Annotated in this window: 17 protein-coding genes and 1 riboswitch; of the genes, 12 read left to right on the top strand and 5 right to left on the bottom strand. The window is 69.0% G+C overall.

What is annotated here, in order from left to right; translation table 11 throughout:
• Window positions 1–10: 10 nt before the first annotated feature.
• From OG584_RS09475 to gcvT, 4 genes are all read right to left on the bottom strand, one after another.
• Window positions 11–1,378, bottom strand: a complete 1,368-nt coding sequence (locus OG584_RS09475) for an L-serine ammonia-lyase (protein ID WP_405776958.1) — start codon at window positions 1,376–1,378, stop codon at window positions 11–13.
• A gap of 172 nt (window positions 1,379–1,550) precedes the next feature.
• Window positions 1,551–2,813 carry a serine hydroxymethyltransferase gene (gene glyA / locus OG584_RS09470; RefSeq protein ID WP_405776956.1) on the bottom strand — a complete coding sequence of 421 codons (1,263 nt, stop codon included), beginning with the start codon at window positions 2,811–2,813 and terminating at the stop codon, window positions 1,551–1,553.
• Window positions 2,814–2,822: 9 nt separating this feature from the next.
• Window positions 2,823–3,203 carry a glycine cleavage system protein GcvH gene (gene gcvH / locus OG584_RS09465; protein WP_405776954.1) on the bottom strand — a complete coding sequence of 127 codons (381 nt, stop codon included), beginning with the start codon at window positions 3,201–3,203 and terminating at the stop codon, window positions 2,823–2,825.
• 67 nt (window positions 3,204–3,270) lie between these two features.
• Window positions 3,271–4,386: a glycine cleavage system aminomethyltransferase GcvT gene (gcvT, locus tag OG584_RS09460; protein ID WP_405776952.1), complete on the bottom strand. Its 1,116-nt coding sequence runs from the start codon at window positions 4,384–4,386 to the stop codon at window positions 3,271–3,273.
• Between the two features lie 142 nt (window positions 4,387–4,528).
• Window positions 4,529–4,624: riboswitch (glycine riboswitch) on the bottom strand.
• Window positions 4,625–4,751: 127 nt separating this feature from the next.
• On the opposite strand from gcvT, the gene OG584_RS09455 reads away from it, so the two are divergent.
• The 11 genes from OG584_RS09455 to OG584_RS09405 all read left to right on the top strand — a co-directional run bounded on the left by OG584_RS09455 (window position 4,752) and on the right by OG584_RS09405 (window position 17,159).
• The gene (locus tag OG584_RS09455) at window positions 4,752–5,441 is read left to right on the top strand and encodes an AAA family ATPase (protein ID WP_405776950.1); all 690 of its coding nucleotides are present in this window, start codon (window positions 4,752–4,754) and stop codon (window positions 5,439–5,441) included.
• A 21-nt stretch (window positions 5,442–5,462) separates the two neighbouring features.
• Window positions 5,463–6,212 (top strand): enhanced serine sensitivity protein SseB, encoded by a 750-nt coding sequence (locus OG584_RS09450; RefSeq protein WP_405776948.1) that lies wholly within the window; start codon window positions 5,463–5,465, stop codon window positions 6,210–6,212.
• Between the two features lie 219 nt (window positions 6,213–6,431).
• Complete coding sequence (locus OG584_RS09445; RefSeq protein ID WP_405776946.1) at window positions 6,432–7,205, top strand: enhanced serine sensitivity protein SseB C-terminal domain-containing protein; 774 nt, start codon at window positions 6,432–6,434, stop codon at window positions 7,203–7,205.
• 337 nt (window positions 7,206–7,542) lie between these two features.
• Window positions 7,543–8,541 (top strand): ABC transporter permease, encoded by a 999-nt coding sequence (locus OG584_RS09440; RefSeq protein ID WP_405776944.1) that lies wholly within the window; start codon window positions 7,543–7,545, stop codon window positions 8,539–8,541.
• 46 nt (window positions 8,542–8,587) lie between these two features.
• Window positions 8,588–10,333 (top strand): ABC transporter substrate-binding protein, encoded by a 1,746-nt coding sequence (locus OG584_RS09435; RefSeq protein ID WP_405776942.1) that lies wholly within the window; start codon window positions 8,588–8,590, stop codon window positions 10,331–10,333.
• Window positions 10,334–10,428: 95 nt separating this feature from the next.
• Window positions 10,429–11,436 carry an ABC transporter permease gene (locus OG584_RS09430; protein WP_405776940.1) on the top strand — a complete coding sequence of 336 codons (1,008 nt, stop codon included), beginning with the start codon at window positions 10,429–10,431 and terminating at the stop codon, window positions 11,434–11,436.
• Window positions 11,433–12,527 carry an ABC transporter ATP-binding protein gene (locus OG584_RS09425; protein ID WP_405776938.1) on the top strand — a complete coding sequence of 365 codons (1,095 nt, stop codon included), beginning with the start codon at window positions 11,433–11,435 and terminating at the stop codon, window positions 12,525–12,527. Before OG584_RS09430 ends, OG584_RS09425 begins: the two co-directional genes overlap by 4 nt.
• A 38-nt stretch (window positions 12,528–12,565) precedes the next feature.
• Entirely contained in the window at window positions 12,566–13,825 is a 1,260-nt protein-coding gene (locus OG584_RS09420; RefSeq protein WP_405783955.1) for an ABC transporter ATP-binding protein, read from the top strand.
• A gap of 124 nt (window positions 13,826–13,949) precedes the next feature.
• On the top strand, window positions 13,950–15,341 hold the full coding sequence (locus OG584_RS09415; protein WP_405776936.1) for a M1 family metallopeptidase: 1,392 nt from the start codon (window positions 13,950–13,952) through the stop codon (window positions 15,339–15,341).
• A gap of 295 nt (window positions 15,342–15,636) precedes the next feature.
• The gene (locus OG584_RS09410) at window positions 15,637–16,299 is read left to right on the top strand and encodes a trimeric intracellular cation channel family protein (RefSeq protein ID WP_405776934.1); all 663 of its coding nucleotides are present in this window, start codon (window positions 15,637–15,639) and stop codon (window positions 16,297–16,299) included.
• 23 nt (window positions 16,300–16,322) lie between these two features.
• A complete protein-coding gene (locus OG584_RS09405) occupies window positions 16,323–17,159 on the top strand; it encodes a thioesterase family protein (RefSeq protein WP_405776932.1) in 837 nt (278 codons plus the stop codon).
• 97 nt (window positions 17,160–17,256) lie between these two features.
• Here the strand turns inward: OG584_RS09405 and OG584_RS09400 are convergent, their stop codons facing one another.
• On the bottom strand, window positions 17,257–17,883 hold the full coding sequence (locus OG584_RS09400) for a TetR family transcriptional regulator (RefSeq protein WP_405776930.1): 627 nt from the start codon (window positions 17,881–17,883) through the stop codon (window positions 17,257–17,259).
• 132 nt (window positions 17,884–18,015) lie between these two features.
• On the opposite strand from OG584_RS09400, the gene OG584_RS09395 reads away from it, so the two are divergent.
• Window positions 18,016–18,189, top strand: coding sequence for a hypothetical protein (locus OG584_RS09395; RefSeq protein WP_405776928.1), 174 nt, complete (start codon window positions 18,016–18,018; stop codon window positions 18,187–18,189).
• Window positions 18,190–18,191: the final 2 nt, after the last annotated feature.

The raw sequence follows: 18,191 nt of genomic DNA, 5'->3' as shown, positions 1-18,191 counted from the left end.
GCCCATCTGTCTAGCACTCGATGATGTTCACCGCGAGCCCGCCCCGGGCCGTCTCCTTGTACTTGACCGACATGTCGGCGCCGGTCTCCTTCATCGTCTTGATGACCTTGTCCAGGGACACCTTGTGGCTGCCGTCGCCGCGCATCGCCATCTTCGCCGCCGTGACCGCCTTGACGGCCGCCATGCCGTTCCGTTCGATGCACGGGATCTGGACGAGTCCGCCGACCGGGTCGCAGGTCAGGCCCAGGTTGTGCTCCATGCCGATCTCCGCCGCGTTCTCCACCTGCTCGGGGGAGCCGCCCAGGACCTCGGCCAGTGCGCCGGCCGCCATGGAGCAGGCGGAGCCGACCTCGCCCTGGCATCCGACCTCGGCGCCGGAGATGGACGCGTTCTCCTTGAAGAGCATGCCGATGGCGCCCGCGGAGAGCAGGAACCGGACGACGCCCTCCTCGTCGGCCCCGGGGATGAAGTTGATGTAGTAGTGGAGAACGGCGGGGATGATGCCGGCCGCGCCGTTCGTCGGGGCGGTGACGACGCGGCCGCCCGCCGCGTTCTCCTCGTTCACGGCCATCGCGTAGAGGGTGATCCACTCCATGGCGCGGGCGAGGGGGTCGCCCTCGGCGCGCAGCTGGCGGGCCGAGTTGGCCGCGCGGCGGCGTACCTTGAGGCCGCCCGGCAGGATGCCCTCGCGGGACATGCCGCGGGCCACGCAGGACTGCATGACGCCCCAGATGTCCAGGAGCCCCGAGCGGATCTCCGCCTCGGTGCGCCAGGCCTTCTCGTTCTCCATCATCAGCGCGGAGATGGACAGGCCCGTCTCGCGGGTCAGCCGCAGCAGCTCGTCGCCGGTGCGGAAGGGGTGCTTCAGGACGGTGTCGTCGAGGACGATGCGGTCCTCGCCGACGGCGTCCTCGTCCACCACGAAGCCGCCGCCCACCGAGTAGTACGTCTTCTCCAGGAGCGGCGCCCCCTCGGCGTCGTACGCGAGGACCGTCATCCCGTTCGCGTGGTACGGCAGCGCCTTGCGGCGGTGCAGGATCAGGTCCGCGTCGAAGTCGAAGGGGATCTCGTGCGCACCGAAGAGGTTGATGCGGCCGTTGGCTCGGATCTCGTCGATGCGGGCGTCGGCGTGCTCGACGTCGACCGTACGGGGCGACTCGCCCTCCAGGCCGAGGAGCACCGCCTTCGGGGTGCCGTGTCCGTGGCCGGTGGCCCCCAGCGAGCCGAAGAGCTCGGCGCGGACCGACGCGGTGTGGGCCAGCAGGCCCTCGTTCTTCAGGCGGGCGGCGAACATCCGGGCGGCCCGCATGGGGCCCACCGTGTGGGAGCTGGACGGGCCGATGCCGACCGAGAAGAGGTCGAAGACCGATATGGCCACGGGAGGACTCCTTGGTGTGGGTAGACGCCGTTGTCTGCCGGGGTGGTGCAGAGGTAGCGCGGTACAGCAGTGAGCGCGGTGCCTACGTGGTGCGGGGCACCCCGCTCACTGTCCAGTGTGCGGGGTGCCCCGTGGTTCGTACAAAACGGTACTGATCAGGACCGAATCGGTCCTACTTCAGCCCGGGGTAGAGCGGGAACTTCGCGGCCAGTGCGGAGACCCGGGCGGCCAGCGCCTCCCGGTCGTAGGCCGGCTTCAGCGCGGCCGCGATGACGTCCGCGACCTCGGAGAAGTCCTCGGCCTGGAAACCGCGGGTGGCCAGCGCCGGCGTACCGATCCGCAGCCCCGATGTGACCATCGGCGGGCGCGGGTCGTTCGGGACGGCGTTGCGGTTGACCGTGATGCCGATCTCGTGGAGACGGTCCTCGGCCTGCTGGCCGTCCAGCTCCGAGTTGCGCAGGTCCACCAGGACCAGGTGCACGTCGGTGCCGCCGGAGAGGACCGAGACACCGTGCTCGGTGACGTCGGCCTGCACCAGGCGCTCCGCCAGGATGCGGGAGCCGTCCAGGGTGCGCTGCTGGCGCTCCTTGAACTCGTCGGTCGCCGCGACCTTGAACGAGACAGCCTTGGCCGCGATCACATGCTCCAGCGGGCCGCCCTGCTGACCCGGGAAGACCGCGGAGTTGATCTTCTTGGCGAGCTCGGCGGTGGAGAGGATCACACCACCGCGCGGGCCGCCCAGCGTCTTGTGCGTGGTCGTGGTGACCACGTGCGCGTGGGGGACCGGCGACGGGTGCAGACCGGCTGCCACCAGGCCCGCGAAGTGTGCCATGTCGACCATCAGGTACGCGCCGACCTCGTCGGCGATCCGGCGGAAGGCGGCGAAGTCCAGCTGGCGCGGGTAGGCGGACCAGCCGGCCACGATCAGCTTCGGCTGGGACTCCTTGGCGAGGCGGGCGACCTCGTCCATGTCGACCTGACCAGTCTCCTCGTCGACGTGGTAAGCGACCACGTTGTAGAGCTTGCCGGAGAAGTTGATCTTCATGCCGTGGGTCAGGTGCCCGCCGTGGGCGAGGTTCAGGCCCATGATCGTGTCACCGGGCTTGAGCAGCGCGAACATCGCGGCCGCGTTCGCCTGGGCACCCGAGTGCGGCTGGACGTTCGCGTGCTCGGCGCCGAACAGTGCCTTGACGCGGTCGATCGCGATCGTCTCGATCACGTCGACGTGCTCACAGCCGCCGTAGTAGCGGCGGCCCGGGTAGCCCTCGGCGTACTTGTTGGTGAGGACGGAGCCCTGGGCCTCCATGACCGCGACCGGAGCGAAGTTCTCCGAGGCGATCATTTCGAGGGTGGACTGCTGGCGGACCAGCTCGGCGTCGACAGCGGCGGCGACGTCCGGGTCGAGCTCGTGGAGGGAGGAATCAAGAAGTGACATCAATAGTCCCTAGTTGCCGGCGGAGAATGCGTCGTACTCGTCGGCGGAGAGCAGGTCGTCCGGCTCGCCGGTGACGCGCACCTTGAACAGCCAACCACCCTCGTACGGGGCGGTGTTCACCAGCGACGGGTCGTCGATGACGTCCTGGTTGGTCTCGGTGATCTCACCGGTCACCGGGGCGTACAGATCGCTGACCGACTTGGTCGACTCCAGCTCGCCGCAGGTCTCGCCCGCGGTGACCGTGGACCCGGCCTCAGGGAGCTGGGCGAAGACGACATCACCGAGCGCGTTGGCCGCGTACTCCGTGATGCCGACCGTCGAGACGCCGTCCTCGGCGACCGACAGCCACTCGTGCTCCTTGCTGTAACGCAGCTGCTGGGGGTTGCTCATGACCTGATTCTCCTGGATGCGGGGGAGTGCTGGTGGACGATGGTCTTACGGGCTGAGATGGTGTGGGTCACTTCTGGCGCTTGTAGAACGGCAGTGCCACGACCTCGTACGGCTCATGGGTACCGCGGATGTCCACTCCGACACCGGACGTGCCGGGCTCAGCGTGGGCCGCGTCGACGTACGCGATGGCGATCGGCCTGCCCAGCGTCGGTGAGGGGGCGCCCGATGTGACCTCGCCGACGACCTGGCCGTCCGCGACGACCCGGTAGCCCGCGCGGGGGACCCTGCGGCCCTCGGCGATCAGTCCGACCAGCTTGCGCGGCGGGGCGGCGGCTGCGTGCTCGGCGGCGGCTTCCAGGGACGTACGCCCGACGAAGTCGCCCTCCTTCTCGAACTTGACGACCCGGCCGAGGCCGGCGTCGAAGGGGGTCAGCGCGGTGGTCAGCTCATGGCCGTAGAGCGGCATGCCGGCCTCCAGGCGCAGCGTGTCGCGGCAGGAGAGGCCGCACGGCACCAGGCCTGCCGGGGCGCCCGCCACGGTCAGCGCCTGCCAGAGCTTCTCGGCGTCGGAGGGGGCGACGAACAGTTCGAAACCGTCCTCTCCCGTGTAGCCGGTCCTGGCGATGAGCGCCTGGACACCGGCGACGGTGCCGGGCAGGCCCGCGTAGTACTTCAGCCCGTCGAGGTCGGCGTCGGTGAGCGATTTCAGGATGCCGGAGGATTCCGGGCCCTGTACGGCCAGCAGGGCGTACGCGTCGCGGTCGTCCCGCACGACGGCGTCGAAGCCGGCCGCACGGGCGGTCAGGGCGTCGAGCACGACCTGGGCGTTGCCGGCATTGGCGACGACCATGTACTCCTGCTCGCCGAGCCGGTACACGATCAGGTCGTCCAGGATTCCGCCGTCCTCCTGGCAGATCATGGTGTAGCGGGCACGGCCGTTGCCGACAGTGCCGATGTTGCCGACCAGGGCGTGGTCGAGCAGTTTCACGGCATCCGGGCCGCTGACGGTGATCTCGCCCATGTGGGAGAGGTCGAAGAGCCCGGCGCGCGTCCGTACGGCGATGTGCTCGTCGCGTTCGCTGCCGTAGCGCAGCGGCATGTCCCAGCCCGCGAAGTCGGTCATGGTCGCGCCGAGCGACCGGTGCAGGGCGTCGAGTGCTGTGAGGCGGGTGGCGGGGCTCATATGCGGTACTCCCGGGGCATGACAGACGAGGACGATTCCTCCCCATCTGTCATCGGAACCTGAGAGGTTCGCCGGCGCCTGTTGAGAGGGCACGGCTTGCACCTTGGGTGGGGCCGCACGGCGGCCCGCTTTTCAGATCTGCCTCGTCCGCGCGGTACGGGGCCTGAGAGATTACAAGGGAGGGACTTGCTCCTTCGGCGCCCCGGCCGGTGACCGGGGACTCTCCCGCGCGGATTCGAACGGCCTGTATGGAGTTGGCGCGCACATCATCGCATGCCGGGGGAGCGGCGCAGCACTTGTGTCGCATTACTCTTTCTTTACACTTCATGGGCAGGGACACAGGTGGCCCGACGGGGGGAGCGGCCATGGGGCCGAGGCGGCGCGGGTACGGGGCAGCGGGCGGGCCTGGAGCGGCGGACACGGTGCGGGACCTGCGCCGGCTGGCGGGCCGCAGCCCGCACGCTCTGGTGTTCGCGGCAGGGGATGTGGTGGTGGTGTCCGGCCTGCCGGGCAGTGGGAAGTCCACGTTCTTACGCAGGGCGGCGGGGGCTCACGCGGTCGACTCGCAGGACACCAGGGAGCTCTGGGAGCGCCGGCTTCCCCGCCGGCTCCCTTACTGGAGCTTCCGCCCTCTGGTGCGCGCCGCCCACTACCTCAGGCTGTGGCGCGCCCTGGGCTCGGGCGCCGGTGTGGTCGTTCACGACTGCGGTGCGCACCCCTGGGTGCGCACCCTGCTGGCCCGGACGGCCCGCAGGCGCCGGAGCTCCCTGCACCTGCTGCTGCTCGACGTGGCGCCCGGGGTGGCGCGGGCCGGCCAGACGGAGCGCGGCCGGAAGGTCTCCGCTTACGCCTTCGCCCGGCACCGCAGGGCGGTCGCCGGGCTGGTCCGCGATGCCGAGCGGGTGCGGCTGCCCGCCGGGTGCGCCTCGGTGGTGCTGCTCGACCGGCAGGCGGCGGCGGTGCTGGGCCGGATCGCTTTCGGGGACGGTGGCGCGACGGCCCCGCTCTCTATCGTGGGGGAGGCCGTTAGGGTCGGTCGGCAGGTGAACAGGTGAGAAGGGGATACCTCGGTGGACATGGCATGGCCGGGAAACGAGCTCGAAGAGGTACTGGCCGCGTCGGTCGGGAACCCCGCCGCGGGCGGCCGGCTGATCGAGGTGCTGGGGCGCAGCAACCTCTGGGTCCCGCTGCCCAACGGCGGTGGAAACGAAAGCAGTTCCCTCGACCTCCCGACCCTGGATATCGAAGGCGGAGCCTATGTGCCTGTCTTCAGTTCAGAGGCGCAGTTTCTTCAGTGCGTCGGCTCGCACTTCTCCTTCGCGGTGGCCCCCGCCATCGAGTTCGCCCGGGGGCTGCCGCCCCAGCTGGGAGTCGCGGTGAACCCGGGCGGCGCGGTCGGGATGCCGCTGCCGCCGCCCGCCGTGGCCGAACTGTGCCGGGTCGGCCGGACCTCGCTGGACGGCCCCGCGTCCGGCGGACGGGTACGGCTCTTCGAACCGGACTGGCAGGAGGAGCCCGTCGACTTCCTCTCCGCCGCGGCGGGCGAGTTCGAGGAGTCGGGTGTGGTGCGCTCGGCGCGCCGGGCACTCGCCTCCATCGAGGGCGGCGACCCGGTCCTCTTCGTCGGGGTCGAGTTCGCGACGTGGGACGGCGCCGGCCGCAACGCCCCGATGGACGCGCTCGGCCGGGCGCTCCACCGGGTCGAGGTGCCCTGGCCGGTCAATCTCGTCCTGCTGGACGTGGCCCAGGACCCGGTCGCCGACTGGATGCTGGACAGGGTCAGGCCGTTCTACGTCAGAGCCGGCGCTGCTGGGCCGGTCCTGTAGGCGGGTACCACGGGGCCGGCTGCGGAACCGGTGCGGCGGAACGCACGCGGCGCGGGTTCAGCGGGTGTGCCGGGAACACGCCGCCCCTCATTTGCCGGCCGGTCTAAGCTGGCCCGATGCGTGGGAGGACGGCCCGCGGATGGCCAGAACCGTACGGAACGACGGGCGGCCCGGCATGTGGGCCGTCAACGGGTGGATCGAAGAGGGGCGGGACCCAGAGTGAGCGCGTCGGGCACGGCGGCGGCCGGGCAGGTCGAGCAGATGCTGCGCCAGGTGACTCCCGGGCGGTACGACGCCTATGAGGCACTGCTGCAGGCGCTCGCCGACAGCCAGGTCTGGATGCTGCTCTGGCACGGCCAGGCCGGTTCGCCGGACGCCCAGTACGGGAACATGGAGATCGAAGGGCTCGGCTACGCCCCCTGCGTGACCTCCGCACAGGAGCTCGCGGTGTCCGGCTGGAACCGCGCGCACGAGGTGGTCACGGGACGCGACATCGCCCGTTCGCTCTACCCGGACCACTGGGGGATCTGGCTGAATCCGCACGCCCCCGGCGGCGGGGTCGGCATCCCCTGGACCGATCTGCGGCGGATCGCCACCGGCCTCGACCGGATGCCGGCCGGACCGCTGCGGCTTTCCGAGCCCGCCATCGAGATCCCGCAGTTCTACGCTTTGCTCACGCAGAGTGCCCACCACACTCCGGCGATCCGCTCGCTGAGCCGGGTCTGGGTGCAGCCCGCGCTCGGTACTCCGTATCTGGCCATCGGGCTCGATCTGTACGACACGAGCCAGCAGTCCGTGGACTCGGTGCGCGCGATGATGCAGCAGTCGATCGCCGCGGTGCCCGAGGGGCTGCCCGTCTCGACCGTGGCGCTGTCCGACGCGTACGACCCGGTCGGGATGTGGCTTCGGGCCAACTCGCGGCCCTTCTACGACCGCGAGGCCCACGCGGCACCTTCACCGGCGGCGGGATACGGCTACCCGCCCGTAGGCTGAGTGCACCAAATAAGGCGCCAATGGCGGCTGTTGGGCTTGATGTCCGAACTAGCGCATTAGCGAGGAAAGTTTCCGCTCAGTCGAGCCCGGCGTCCGGATAACGGAAGCCCATTGACCGCATCACGGTTGCGCATACATTCACCGCCAGGTCTGGCGGGTGATCGCAACGGCAATGAAGACTCCCTGAAGAGAACGTTGTCGTGCCCTTCTGCGGCGCGCTGCGAACACATTCCGTCACTTCAGCACAGTGGCATCACCCGATGCGCTTGATGCACAGCAGCCGCCACCGCGGCAGGTACGGGCCGGCCACCGCCGGCCGGGAGGGGTCAAAGGCACTGTGACCGCACCGATCGAGACCACCGGATCGACTGCCGAAGCGCAGCCGGAGGCAGTACTCACGGGGGCCACGCAGAGCCAGATCGAGGGCCGTTCACTCGGCCGGATCGCCTGGACGCGTTTCAAGCGGGACAAGGTCGCCATGGCCGGCGGGGTCGTCGTGATCCTCCTGGTGCTGGTCGCCGTCCTCTCCAAGCCGATCCAGGCGATGTTCGGGCTCGACCCCAACGACTTCCACCAGAACCTGGTCGACCCGGCTCTGCTGGCGCCCAAGGGCGGCTTCGGCGGCATCAGTTGGAGCCACCCGCTCGGTGTGGAGCCGCAGACCGGCCGCGACATCCTGGCGCGCATCATCGAGGGCTCCTGGGTCTCGCTGGTGGTCGCTGCCGGTTCGACCCTGCTCTCGGTGGTCATCGGCGTCGTGATGGGCGTGGTGGCCGGCTTCTACGGCGGCTGGGTGGACAGCGGCATCAGCCGCCTGATGGACACCTTCCTGGCGTTCCCGCTGCTGCTCTTCGCGATCTCCATCTCGGCCTCGCTGCAGGGCAACGCGTTCGGCCTGAGCGGCCTGACGCTCCGTATCTGCGTGCTGATCTTCGTGATCGGATTCTTCAACTGGCCCTACATGGGCCGTATCGTCCGCGCACAGACGCTGAGTCTGCGGGAACGGGAGTTCGTCGAGGCCGCCCGCTCGCTGGGGGCCCGCGGTCCCTTCATCCTCTTCCGCGAGCTGCTCCCGAACCTGATCGCGCCGATCCTCGTGTACTCGACGCTGCTGATCCCCACCAACATCCTCTTCGAGGCGTCCCTGAGCTTCCTCGGCGTGGGCATCCAGCCGCCGCAGGCCTCCTGGGGCGGCATGCTGTCCACCGCGGTCGACCTCTACCAGGTCGACCCGATGTTCATGGTCATTCCCGGCCTGGCGATCTTCATCACCGTGCTGGCCTTCAATCTGCTGGGGGACGGGCTGCGCGACGCACTCGACCCCCGTGGCAAGTAATCGCGGCCTTGCCGCACACCGGACAACCGAGGGGGCTTTCCTCAGCATGAACAGCAGGAAGACGGCAGCGGCGATAGCCGCGACGGTAGCGCTGGGGCTCGCTGCCACCGCTTGCGGGAGCAGTGACAGTGGCAGCGGGGGCGGCCACGGCAAGGCTGACGCAGCTCTGACCAGCGTGGTCAACAAGACGGACAAGAAGGGGGGGACGGTCACCTACGAGCACTCCAGTGGCCCGGACTCCCTGGACCCCGGCAACACGTACTACGGCTGGGTGCAGAACTTCTCCCGGCTCTACGCACGTGCGCTGGTGACCTTCAAGCCGGCTCCCGGCAAGGAAGGGCTCAAGATCGTGCCCGACCTGGCGACGAGCCTGGGCAAGGCGTCCCCGGACGCCAAGACCTGGACCTACCACCTCCGCAAGGGCGTGAAGTTCCAGGACGGTTCCGTCATCACCTCGAAGGACGTCAAGTACGCCGTCGAGCGGACCTTCGCCCGTGAGGCGCTGTCCAACGGGCCCACGTACTTCAGCACATACCTGAAGGACGGCGACAAGTACAAGGGTCCGTACAAGGACAAGTCGCCCGACGGCCTCAAGTCCATCGAGACGCCGGACGACTCCACGATCGTCTTCCACCTGAGCAAGCCGTTCGCGGACATGGACTACCTGGCCTCGTTCTCGCAGACGGCGCCGGTGCCGCAGAAGGCCGACAAGGGCGCCTCGTACGTCCAGCACATCGTGTCGTCGGGCCCTTACAAGTTCGCCTCGTACAGCGAGAGCCGCGGCGCGACCCTGGTCCGCAACCCGCAGTGGGATCCCAAGACGGACCCGATCCGCAAGGCGCTGCCGGACAAGATCAACCTGAAGCTCAACATCACGCCGACGACCGTCGACGCGCACCTGCTGAACGACGTCAGCACCGCTGACATCGCCGGTACGGGTCTGCAGTCCAAGACCCAGCCGAAGGTCATCACCAAGGCCACCGAGAAGGCGAAGACGGACGACCCGTACGCCGGCGCGCTGCAGTACCTCGCGCTGAACGTGCACGTGAAGCCGTTCGACAACGTCGAGTGCCGCAAGGCCGTCCAGTACGTCGCGGACAAGGCCGACATGGTCGACGCGATCGGCGGCGAGGTCCGGGGCGACCCGGCCACGACCGTCATCCCGCCGGGTGTCTCGGGCTACAAGAAGTTCGACCTGTACCCGACCAAGGACAACAAGGGCAACGTTGCCAAGGCCAAGCAGTACCTGGCCAAGTGCGGTAAGCCCAACGGCTTCAAGACGACGCTGACCGCCCGCTCCGACCGTCCCGACGAGGTCACCAGCGCCACGCAGCTCCAGCAGAGCCTGAAGAAGATCGGCGTCACCGCCGACATCAAGACGTTCCCGTCGGACAAGTACTTCACCGACTTCGCGGGCGTCCCGGACTGGGTCCACAAGAACAACGCCGGAATGATGATGATGGCGTGGGGCGCCGACTGGCCGGCCGGCTTCGGCTACATCGACCAGATCGTCGACGGCAAGGCCATCAAGCCGTCCGGTGGCACCAACCTGATGGAGCTCAACGACCCGAAGATCAACGCGGAGATCGTCAAGGGCATCGGGACGCTGGACAACGTGAAGCGCAACGCCACCTGGGGCAAGGTCGACCAGATGGTGATGCAGAACGCGTCACTCGTCCCGCTCTTCTACCGCAAGAACCTGCTCTACCGCCCGGACTCGGCGGCGAACGTAACGGTCAGCCAGGCGTACCTCGGTATGTACGACTACGTTCTGATGACCTCGACCAAGTAGTAACACCTGTTCATCGACAGCACCCCCTGAAAGGCAGGTGAAGGCGCCGGGACGGACGGGCCTACCCCGTTCGTCCGACCCGGCGCCGCACGGCTGTGGCTGCGTACATCATCCGACGCGTATTCGCCGCGGTGTTGCTGCTGCTGGTGGTCAGCGCAGTCACCTTCGCGATCTTCTTCCTCGTCCCCCGCCTCGGCGGTCAGACGACCGACTCCATGGCCGCCCAGTACGTGGGCAAGAGCCCTGACCCGGCGACACTCGCCGCGGTCAAGAAGAACCTGGGGCTCGACCAGCCCCTGTACGAGCAGTACTGGCACTTCATCAAGGGCATCGTCGTCGGCGCGAACTACCACTTCGGGCCCGACCCCGCGGTGTGCCACGCGCCGTGCTTCGGCTACTCCTTCAAGACCCACTCGGCGGTCTGGCCCGAGATCCAGCAGCGCATCCCGGTGACCCTGTCGCTCGCGGTCGGTGCGGCGGTCATCTGGGTCGTCAGCGGTGTCGCGACCGGCGTGCTCTCCGCGCTCAAGCGGGGCACCCTCATCGACCGGCTGGCGATGGGCGTGGCCCTGGCCGGCGTCTCACTGCCGATGTTCTTCACCGGACTCGTCTCGCTCGCCCTCTTCGGCACCAACTGGAAGATCTGGGACGTGCACTTCGTGCCCTTCACGGACAATCCGGCGGAGTGGGCCTGGAACCTGATCCTCCCCTGGTGCACCCTCGCCTTCCTGTACTCGGCGCTCTACGCCCGGCTCACCCGGGCCGGGATGCTGGAGACCATGGGCGAGGACTACATCAGAACCGCGCGGGCCAAGGGCCTGCGGGAGCGGAACGTGGTCGTCAAGCACGGTCTGCGCGCCGCGCTGACCCCGCTGGTCACCATCTTCGGCATGGACTTCGCGCTGCTCATCGGCGGCGCCGTCATCACCGAGACCGTCTTCTCGTTCCAGGGGATGGGGGCCTACGCCATCCAGGGCGTGACCGGCAGCGACCTTCCGGTCGTGATGGGCGTGACGCTGGTGGCCGCTTTCTTCATCGTCATCTGCAACCTGCTGGTGGACCTTGTGTACGCCGCGATCGACCCCCGGGTGAGGCTCTCATGAGCGACGTGCACAAGAAGGGTTCCGCCGAGCCCGCGAAGAGCGGCCCGGCCGGTGCGCCGTCCGCCCCAGGCGAGAGCTTCCTCTCAGTGCGGGACCTGCGGATCCACTTCGACACCGACGACGGCCTGGTCAAGTCCGTGGACGGCGTCAGCTTCGACCTGAAGGCCGGTCAGACGCTCGGCATCGTCGGCGAGTCCGGCTCGGGCAAGTCGGTGACCTCGCTGGGGATCATGGGCCTGCACAACTCGGACCGGGCCCGGATCTCCGGTGAGATCTGGCTCGACGGCGAGGAGCTGATCGGAGCGGGCCCCGAGCGGGTCCGTAACCTGCGTGGCCAGAAGATGGCCATGATCTTCCAGGACCCGCTGTCGGCGCTCCACCCGTACTACAGCATCGGCGCCCAGATCGTGGAGGCGTACCGCGTCCACAACAAGGTCGACAAGAAGACCGCCCGCAGGCGGGCGGTCGAGATGCTCGACCGGGTCGGTATCCCCGAGCCGCAGCGCCGCTTCGACGACTACCCGCACCAGTTCTCCGGCGGTATGCGCCAGCGCGCGATGATCGCCATGTCTCTGGTCAACAACCCCGAGCTGCTCATCGCGGACGAGCCGACGACCGCCCTTGACGTGACCGTCCAGGCGCAGATCCTCGATCTCATCCGCGATCTGCAGAAGGAGTTCGGCTCGGCGGTCGTCATCATCACCCACGACCTCGGCGTCGTCGCCGAGATCGCGGACGAGCTCCTGGTGATGTACGCGGGCCGCTGCATCGAGCGCGGCTCGGCCGAGAAGGTCTTCTACGAGCCCCAGCACCCCTACACCTGGGGGCTGCTGGGCTCCATGCCCCGCATCGACCGTGACCAGACGGAGCGGCTGGTGCCCGTCAAGGGGTCACCGCCCAGCCTGATCAACGTGCCGTCCGGCTGTGCCTTCCACCCGCGCTGCCCGTATGCCGACGTGCCGAAGGACGACATCACCCGCACCGAGCGTCCGGACCTGCGGGAGACCACGGAAGGCCACGTCTCCGCCTGCCACATGACGAAGGCTCAGCGGGAAAAGATCTGGACCGAAGAGATTGCGCCGAAGCTGTGACTGATGAGACGAAGAAGGGTCCGCGGGTCCCGCCGCAGATGTCCAAGGACTCCGCCGCGGCACCGGCACCCGGGAAGGACACCGGGGCGGAGCCGCTGCTCAAGGTCACCGACCTGGTGAAGCACTTCCCGATCACCAAGGGCGTGCTCAAGCGCAAGGTGGGCGCTGTCCAGGCCGTGGACGGGCTGTCGTTCGAGGTCTACCCGGGGGAGACCCTGGGCGTCGTCGGCGAGTCGGGCTGCGGCAAGTCGACCATGGGCCGGCTGATCACGCGGCTGCTCGAACCGAGCGGCGGCAAGGTCGAGTTCGAGGGCCAGGACATCACGCACCTGTCCGCGGGGAAGATGCGGCCGATGCGCCGCGACGTCCAGATGATCTTCCAGGACCCGTACGGCTCGCTGAATCCCCGGCACACCATCGGCGGGATCGTCGGTACCCCCTTCAGGCTGCAGGGCGTCGAGCCCCCCGGCGGCGTGAAGAAGGAGGTCCAGGGTCTGCTGGAGCTGGTGGGCCTCAGCCCCGAGCACTACAACCGCTATCCGCACGAGTTCTCCGGCGGCCAGCGCCAGCGCATCGGTATCGCCCGCGCGCTCGCGCTGCGGCCCAAGCTCGTCGTCGCCGACGAGCCGGTGTCGGCGCTCGACGTGTCGATCCAGGCGCAGGTGGTGAACCTGCTGGACGACCTCCAGAGCGAGCTCGGCCTCACCTACGTGATCATCGCGCACGACCTCTCGGTCATCCGCCATGTCTCGGACCGCATCGCGGTGATGTACCTCGGGAAGATCGTCGAGCTGGCGGACCGCAAGTCGCTCTACGAGTCGCCGATGCACCCGTACACCAAGGCGCTGCTCTCCGCGGTGCCGGTGCCCGACCCGCGGCGCAAGGGTGTCAGGAGCGACCGGATCCGGCTGGAGGGGGACGTGCCTTCGCCGATCTCGCCGCCGTCCGGCTGCCGGTTCCACACCCGGTGCTGGAAGGCGACGCAGACCTGCGCGGAGAAGGAGCCGCCGCTGCTGACGCTGCGGACCGGACAGCAGGTGGCGTGCCACCACCCGGAGGGCGCACCCGACCAGGTACCCGGAGAGGAGCTGCTGTCCGTGGTCCGGGAGGCGGCCCTGCTCGTCCCGGCCGCGAAGCCGGCGCCGGAGGCTTCGGACGGCACGGCCGCGGAGGACTCCGCTGCGCAGGGTGCTGCTGACGGGAGCCGGGAAGCCGAGGCTTCCGCCGCTCCGGGACCGGCGGCGCAGGCCGGCGGGGACGCCGGTACCGACGCCGCCGTGGAGCCGGACGAGAAGTAGTTCCGCTGCCTGGTGCGGCGGCAGGGCGGCCCATGACGACTTGGCAAAGTCATGTACATGCCTAAACGGGAGAGTGCAGGGTCAGCGTGTCCGTAACAACGGCGCACGCACGAAGGGCAGACTCTTGGCGCTCTCCCGTTCGGCACGTCTGGCCGCCCTCGCCACCGCGACGGCGTCCCTGTGTCTCATCGCGGCAACTCCGGCCCCCTCACCCGGTTCGGCCGGAATCGGTGACCCCTACTTCCCCCAGCTGGGCAATGGCGGCTTCGACGCCCTGCACTACGGTCTCGACATCGGGTACGCCCCGGACACCGGCCGTCTCGACGGCCGCACGACGGTCACGGCCCGCGCCACCCAGAACCTCTCCTCCTTCGACCTGGACCTCCAGAAACTGACGGTGTCCGCGGTCGAGGTGAACGGCAGGCCCGCCCGCTTCACCCGGTCCGGCGACGAGATACGCATCAGTCCGGCCGACCCGCTGCACAAGGGCCGGACCTTCACCGTGCGGGTCGTCTACGGCGGTGTGCCGCAGGCGCTCAGCGGCGCGATCGTCTTCGGTTCCGACTACGGCTGGATGAAGACCAAGGACGGCGTCTTCGTCGCCTGCGAGCCCAACGCCGCCTCCACCTGGTTCCCTTCGAGCGACCACCCCTCCGACAAGGCCTCCTTCGACATCACCGTCAAGGCGCCCAAGGGGCTGACCGGCGTCTCCAACGGGCGGCTGGTCTCCACCCGTACGCAGGGCGCGTCCACCGTCTCGCACTGGCGTGAGTCCCGGCAGATGGCCACCTATCTCGCCACCGCCTCGATCGGGAAGTTCGACGTCAGAACCGGCCGGACGCCCGGTGGTACGCCCATCTACGTCGCCATCGACCCCGAGCTCGCCGGCAGCAACGCCGTCGATGTCTACGCGGTGACGGCCGAGGCCACCGACTACTGGGCGAAGCTCTTCGGGCCCTACCCGTTCGAGGAGACAGGGGCGGTCGTCGACGACATGCCGCAGGCCGGTTTCTCGCTGGAGACGCAGTCCAAGCCGAGCTACTCGGCCGTACGCAACGAGTCGACGATCGTGCACGAGCTGGCCCACCAGTGGTTCGGCGACTCCGTCTCCGTGCAGCAGTGGAAGGACATCTGGCTGAACGAGGGCTTCGCGACGTACGCGCAGTGGCTGTGGGACGAGCACGAGGGCAAGCGTTCGGCCCACGACGCCTTCCTCGCCGAGTACAACGCGACACCCGCGAACTCCTCCTTCTGGCAGACGGAGGTGGCCGACCCGCAGCGCGACACGATGTTCGCGTCGGCCGTCTACGACCGGGGCGCGATGACACTCCAGGCGCTGCGCGAGCGGATCGGGGACAAAGCGTTCTTCCGGCTGCTGCCCGCCTGGACGAAGGCGCACCGGTACGGCAACGCCGACACCGGGCAGTTCACCGCGCTCGCCGAGAGGATCTCCGGTCAGCGGCTCGACGGGTTCTTCGACGCGTGGCTGCGCACCACGGGCAAACCGGGACTCTGAGGGCTGTCCCGTCATCGCTGGTGGATCGGCGCACGGCGCCGGATGCGGTGCGCCGCAAGGCGGAGGAGCTATTGCAAAGGGGGCGCATTCGTGCGTTCCGGCAACGCGGCGTCGGGGCCCCAGGCTGGAGGCGCGGGGGAGTGCCGTAGCTGTCGTGGTGCGCCCGCCAGGGATGAGGGGGAAACGCTCTTAGTAGGGGTCCTTGCGCTACGAGTGACCGAGTCGCTCATAGCGCAAGGACCCCTCGGGGCGCCGCACCGCACCGTGGCGGGCGCGGCAGGGGTAGAACTGTCGGGTGCTCCATGATCTGTTCAACACCTCCGTCCAGCACTCGCTCGATCTCGTGGGGATCTTCGTCTTCGCGATCTCCGGTGCGCTGCTCGCCGTCCGGAAGAACTTCGATGCCTTCGGGATCGCGGTGTTCGCCGAGGTCACGGCGCTGGGCGGAGGGCTGTTCCGGGACATCGTGATCGGCGCGGTGCCGCCTGCCGCCTTCACCGACCTCGGGTACTTCATCACTCCGCTGATCGCGGCCGCCCTGGTCTTCTTCCTCCACCCGGAGGTCGAGCGGATCCAGGCCGGGGTGAATGTCTTCGACGCCATGGGGCTCGGGCTCTTCTGTGTGACGGGCACCACCAAGGCGTACGACTACGGCCTCGGCTACACCGCCTCGGCCGTGCTGGGGCTCGCCACCGCGGTCGGGGGCGGTGTGCTCCGTGACGTACTGGCCAACGAGACGCCGTCGCTGGTGCGCTGGGACCGCGATCTGTACGCCGTGCCGGCGATGGTGGGAGCCGCCATGGTGGCCCTCTTCATCCGGTTCGACGTGCTGACGACCACGACGGGCTGCGTCGCCGTGCTCACCTGTTTCGTGCTGCGGCTGCTCGCCCTGCGCTTTCGCTGGCGGGCCTCGCGGGCCTGGAACCGGCGTTCGGCAGCCGTCTCTACCGACGAGTAACTTTGCGGTGTACGGTGCTGTCCATGGCACAGGCATCCATCGGGGACAGTGAGTTCGACCGTGACACAGCGGTCACCCGTCGTGAGGAAGGCGTCTACGATGCGGAGCTCTCCGCGGGCTGGACCATCATCAAAGCGGTCAACGGCGGTTATCTGCTGGCCCTGATCGGCCGTGCGCTCGGTGACGCCCTTGCGCACCGCGACCCGTTCTCGGTCTCCGCGCACTACGTCACCGCCTCGCGGCCGGGGCCCGCGGTGATCCGTACCCAGACCGTCCGCAGCGGCCGTTCGCTCTCCACGGGCCAGGCCTCGCTCTTCCAGTACGAGGCGGACGGCACCGAGGTCGAGCGCATCCGGGTGCTCGCCTCGTACGGCGATCTGGACGCGCTCCCCGACGACGTGCGCACCACCGCCAAGCCGCCGTCGATCCCGCCCATCGAGCACTGCCTGGGATCCGGCGACGGCCCGGCGCCCATACCCGGCTCCTCCGCCATCACGGAGCGCCTGATGCTGAAGCTGGACCCGGCCACCTGCGGCTGGGCGGTGGGTGCGCCGTCCGGCAAGGGTGAGATGCGGGCGTGGTTCGGACTCTCCGACGGCCGCGACGCCGATCCGCTGTCGCTGCTGCTGACGGTGGACGCGCTGCCGCCCACCGCCTTCGAAATCGGCATCAGGGGCTGGGTGCCCACGGTCGAGCTGACGGCCCACGTCAGGTGCCGCCCCGCGCCCGGCCCGCTGCGGGTCTCGATCGTCACGCGTAATCTCGCCGGCGGCTTCCTCGAGGAGGACGCGGAGGTCTGGGACAGTGCCGACCGGCTGGTGGCCCAGTCCAGGCAACTGGCGCTGGTGCCAAGGGGATAGCGACGGCGGCGGCCGAAAGTGCCCCTGGGGCGGGCCGGGGTGAGAGGCGGGGCGGGCGCCGGGTGCCGATGCGGCCAGGTCCGGCCGGTCCGGCGCCTCAGTCCAGCCAGTGCAGGCGGCCGAGCGTGACCAGCCTCATCTGGCGCCGGGCGGTGTCCCGTGCCCGCTCCGAGGCCACCGGCCCCTCCTCCTCGGCCTCCAGCAGAACCGACGCCGTCAGCACCATGTGGTCCACATAGACGCCCGCGAGCATCAGCAGATCGCTCTCGCTCCAGCCCCGTGACCGCTCCTCACCCGCGAAGGCCGCCGCCACCTCCTCGGTGAAGAGGCGCAGTTGGGCCGCTATGGCCGCACGGACCGGCTGGACGCCCCCGTGACGTTCGCGGGCGATGAACCGGACGTGCGCGGGCTGCGTGCGGACCAGGTCGGCGATCAGGTCGACTGTGGTGCCGATCCGCACCGCGCTGTCTCCGGTGCCCGCCAGGGTCGCGGCGATCAGCCCGTGCAGCGAACCCAGCGTCTCCTCGACGAGCGCGACACCGAGATCGGCGGTGTCCCGGAAATGCCGGTAGAAGGCCGTCGGTGCGACGCCCACGGCGCGGGTCACCTCACGCAGGCCGAGGCTGGAGAGGCTCTGTTCCTCCAGCAGGGCGAGCGCCGCGTCCAGGAGGGCCTGGCGGGTCTTCTGCTTCTGGGCCTGACGGATGCCGACGGTGTGACTCATGCCATTCAGTAAACAACCGTTCTCCGTCGAAGGGAAGCGTAGACTCAGTGGTCAGTGAACAGTCGTACTCACAGTTGTTCACTCAATCGATCCGTGTGTGCGCCGAACCGGGTGCGCACCGAAAGGACAGTGATGATTGCCCTCGTCGCGCTTCTCCTCGTCTTCGGAGTCGTGCTGGGTGCTGTGGCCCACTTCCCGCTCTCCGTGTCCCTGATCGCCGCAGCCGTCATCGGCGGCTGGCTGGCCGTGTTCGCCGTGCGCGAGCGCCTGGGCCGCGGACGCCTCACCGAGCGCCTCAACAAGTAAGG

Source organism: Streptomyces sp. NBC_00859, from assembly GCF_045161865.1.
Lineage (GTDB): Bacteria > Actinomycetota > Actinomycetes > Streptomycetales > Streptomycetaceae > Streptomyces.
The sequence above is the reverse complement of the archived record's forward strand: the minus strand, read 5'-3'. Positions and strand labels throughout refer to the sequence as shown.

Excerpts from the sequence above, each read along its gene's own strand:
- OG584_RS09405 (WP_405776932.1), top strand. The coding sequence starts at position 16,323 with ATGGCACAGGCATCCATCGGGGACAGTGAGTTCGACCGTGACACAGCG.
- gcvT (WP_405776952.1), bottom strand. The coding sequence starts at position 4,386 with ATGAGCCCCGCCACCCGCCTCACAGCACTCGACGCCCTGCACCGGTCG.
- OG584_RS09435 (WP_405776942.1), top strand. The coding sequence starts at position 8,588 with ATGAACAGCAGGAAGACGGCAGCGGCGATAGCCGCGACGGTAGCGCTG.
- OG584_RS09450 (WP_405776948.1), top strand. The coding sequence starts at position 5,463 with ATGGCATGGCCGGGAAACGAGCTCGAAGAGGTACTGGCCGCGTCGGTC.
- OG584_RS09455 (WP_405776950.1), top strand. The coding sequence starts at position 4,752 with ATGGGGCCGAGGCGGCGCGGGTACGGGGCAGCGGGCGGGCCTGGAGCG.
- OG584_RS09400 (WP_405776930.1), bottom strand. The coding sequence starts at position 17,883 with ATGAGTCACACCGTCGGCATCCGTCAGGCCCAGAAGCAGAAGACCCGC.
- OG584_RS09420 (WP_405783955.1), top strand. The coding sequence starts at position 12,566 with ATGTCCAAGGACTCCGCCGCGGCACCGGCACCCGGGAAGGACACCGGG.
- OG584_RS09395 (WP_405776928.1), top strand. The coding sequence starts at position 18,016 with ATGATTGCCCTCGTCGCGCTTCTCCTCGTCTTCGGAGTCGTGCTGGGT.
- glyA (WP_405776956.1), bottom strand. The coding sequence starts at position 2,813 with ATGTCACTTCTTGATTCCTCCCTCCACGAGCTCGACCCGGACGTCGCC.
- gcvH (WP_405776954.1), bottom strand. The coding sequence starts at position 3,203 with ATGAGCAACCCCCAGCAGCTGCGTTACAGCAAGGAGCACGAGTGGCTG.
- OG584_RS09425 (WP_405776938.1), top strand. The coding sequence starts at position 11,433 with ATGAGCGACGTGCACAAGAAGGGTTCCGCCGAGCCCGCGAAGAGCGGC.